6 tRNA genes and 3 rRNA genes (2 of these 9 only partly in view) are annotated in these 2,500 nt (G+C 51.2%); all 9 read left to right on the forward strand.

Annotated elements, in window-relative coordinates:
* Nucleotides 1-121, forward strand: a 23S ribosomal RNA gene (locus tag NYE20_RS00960) (it extends 2,807 nt beyond the left edge of the window).
* Nucleotides 122-176: 55 nt separating this feature from the next.
* Nucleotides 177-292, forward strand: a 5S ribosomal RNA gene (gene rrf / locus NYE20_RS00965).
* Nucleotides 293-337: 45 nt separating this feature from the next.
* Nucleotides 338-412, forward strand: a tRNA-Asn gene (locus tag NYE20_RS00970).
* 2 nt (nucleotides 413-414) lie between these two features.
* Nucleotides 415-487: transfer RNA gene (locus tag NYE20_RS00975), tRNA-Thr, on the forward strand.
* A gap of 58 nt (nucleotides 488-545) precedes the next feature.
* A tRNA-Gly gene (locus NYE20_RS00980) sits at nucleotides 546-620 on the forward strand.
* Between the two features lie 31 nt (nucleotides 621-651).
* Nucleotides 652-728 (forward strand) — tRNA-Arg (locus NYE20_RS00985).
* A 27-nt stretch (nucleotides 729-755) separates the two neighbouring features.
* Nucleotides 756-832 (forward strand) — tRNA-Pro (locus NYE20_RS00990).
* 8 nt (nucleotides 833-840) lie between these two features.
* Nucleotides 841-916, forward strand: a tRNA-Ala gene (locus NYE20_RS00995).
* A gap of 172 nt (nucleotides 917-1,088) precedes the next feature.
* Nucleotides 1,089-2,500, forward strand: a 16S ribosomal RNA gene (locus tag NYE20_RS01000); it runs 138 nt beyond the window's last position.

Raw genomic sequence — 2,500 nt, forward strand, 5'->3', positions numbered from 1 at the left:
TGAGATTTCCCATTCCGCAAGGAAGTAAGATCCCTGAAAGATGATCAGGTTGATAGGTCTGAGGTGGAAGTGTGGCGACACATGGAGCTGACAGATACTAATCGATCGAGGACTTAACCATATTTTTGAGTGATGTCACACCTGTTATCTAGTTTTGAGAGAACACTCTCAATTTGTTTGGTGGCGATAGCGAAGAGGTCACACCCGTTCCCATACCGAACACGGAAGTTAAGCTCTTCAGCGCCGATGGTAGTCGGGGGTTTCCCCCTGTGAGAGTAGGACGCCGCCAAGCAGATTTATTAATTCTACCATGTTTGTTTATGAAGCTTTATATTATTCCGCAGTAGCTCAGTGGTAGAGCTATCGGCTGTTAACCGATCGGTCGTAGGTTCGAATCCTACCTGCGGAGCCATTGCTTCCATAGCTCAGCAGGTAGAGCACTTCCATGGTAAGGAAGAGGTCAGCGGTTCGAGCCCGCTTGGAAGCTTTATTAAATGTATTATTACCAAGGTTTCTCATAGAGAAAGCTTTTTTTATTGCGATATGCGGAAGTAGTTCAGTGGTAGAACACCACCTTGCCAAGGTGGGGGTCGCGGGTTCGAATCCCGTCTTCCGCTCCATTTATCCCAACGGGATATTGTAAATTGAATTGCGCCCGTAGCTCAATTGGATAGAGCGTTTGACTACGGATCAAAAGGTTAGGGGTTCGACTCCTCTCGGGCGCGCCATATCTTTTAATAGAACAGATAGGGAATCGGGAAGTAGCTCAGCTTGGTAGAGCACATGGTTTGGGACCATGGGGTCGCAGGTTCGAATCCTGTCTTCCCGACCATTTTTTATGGGGCCTTAGCTCAGCTGGGAGAGCGCCTGCTTTGCACGCAGGAGGTCAGCGGTTCGATCCCGCTAGGCTCCACCAAAAGTTTTTAAAAAAAGTTGTTGACTTTGAAGAAGTGACGTTGTATACTAATAAAGTTGCTTTAACAAAGCGGACAAACAAAATGATCTTTGAAAACTAAACAAGACAAAACGTACCTGTTAATTCAGTTTTTAAAAATCGCACAGCGATGTGCGTAGTCAGTCAAACTACTTTATCGGAGAGTTTGATCCTGGCTCAGGACGAACGCTGGCGGCGTGCCTAATACATGCAAGTCGAGCGGACAGATGGGAGCTTGCTCCCTGATGTTAGCGGCGGACGGGTGAGTAACACGTGGGTAACCTGCCTGTAAGACTGGGATAACTCCGGGAAACCGGGGCTAATACCGGATGGTTGTTTGAACCGCATGGTTCAAACATAAAAGGTGGCTTCGGCTACCACTTACAGATGGACCCGCGGCGCATTAGCTAGTTGGTGAGGTAACGGCTCACCAAGGCAACGATGCGTAGCCGACCTGAGAGGGTGATCGGCCACACTGGGACTGAGACACGGCCCAGACTCCTACGGGAGGCAGCAGTAGGGAATCTTCCGCAATGGACGAAAGTCTGACGGAGCAACGCCGCGTGAGTGATGAAGGTTTTCGGATCGTAAAGCTCTGTTGTTAGGGAAGAACAAGTACCGTTCGAATAGGGCGGTACCTTGACGGTACCTAACCAGAAAGCCACGGCTAACTACGTGCCAGCAGCCGCGGTAATACGTAGGTGGCAAGCGTTGTCCGGAATTATTGGGCGTAAAGGGCTCGCAGGCGGTTTCTTAAGTCTGATGTGAAAGCCCCCGGCTCAACCGGGGAGGGTCATTGGAAACTGGGGAACTTGAGTGCAGAAGAGGAGAGTGGAATTCCACGTGTAGCGGTGAAATGCGTAGAGATGTGGAGGAACACCAGTGGCGAAGGCGACTCTCTGGTCTGTAACTGACGCTGAGGAGCGAAAGCGTGGGGAGCGAACAGGATTAGATACCCTGGTAGTCCACGCCGTAAACGATGAGTGCTAAGTGTTAGGGGGTTTCCGCCCCTTAGTGCTGCAGCTAACGCATTAAGCACTCCGCCTGGGGAGTACGGTCGCAAGACTGAAACTCAAAGGAATTGACGGGGGCCCGCACAAGCGGTGGAGCATGTGGTTTAATTCGAAGCAACGCGAAGAACCTTACCAGGTCTTGACATCCTCTGACAATCCTAGAGATAGGACGTCCCCTTCGGGGGCAGAGTGACAGGTGGTGCATGGTTGTCGTCAGCTCGTGTCGTGAGATGTTGGGTTAAGTCCCGCAACGAGCGCAACCCTTGATCTTAGTTGCCAGCATTCAGTTGGGCACTCTAAGGTGACTGCCGGTGACAAACCGGAGGAAGGTGGGGATGACGTCAAATCATCATGCCCCTTATGACCTGGGCTACACACGTGCTACAATGGACAGAACAAAGGGCAGCGAAACCGCGAGGTTAAGCCAATCCCACAAATCTGTTCTCAGTTCGGATCGCAGTCTGCAACTCGACTGCGTGAAGCTGGAATCGCTAGTAATCGCGGATCAGCATGCCGCGGTGAATACGTTCCCGGGCCTTGTACACACCGCCCG

It is taken from the genome of Bacillus sp. FSL R5-0416, from assembly GCF_037975425.1.
GTDB classification, from domain to species: Bacteria; Bacillota; Bacilli; order Bacillales; family Bacillaceae; genus Bacillus; species Bacillus subtilis.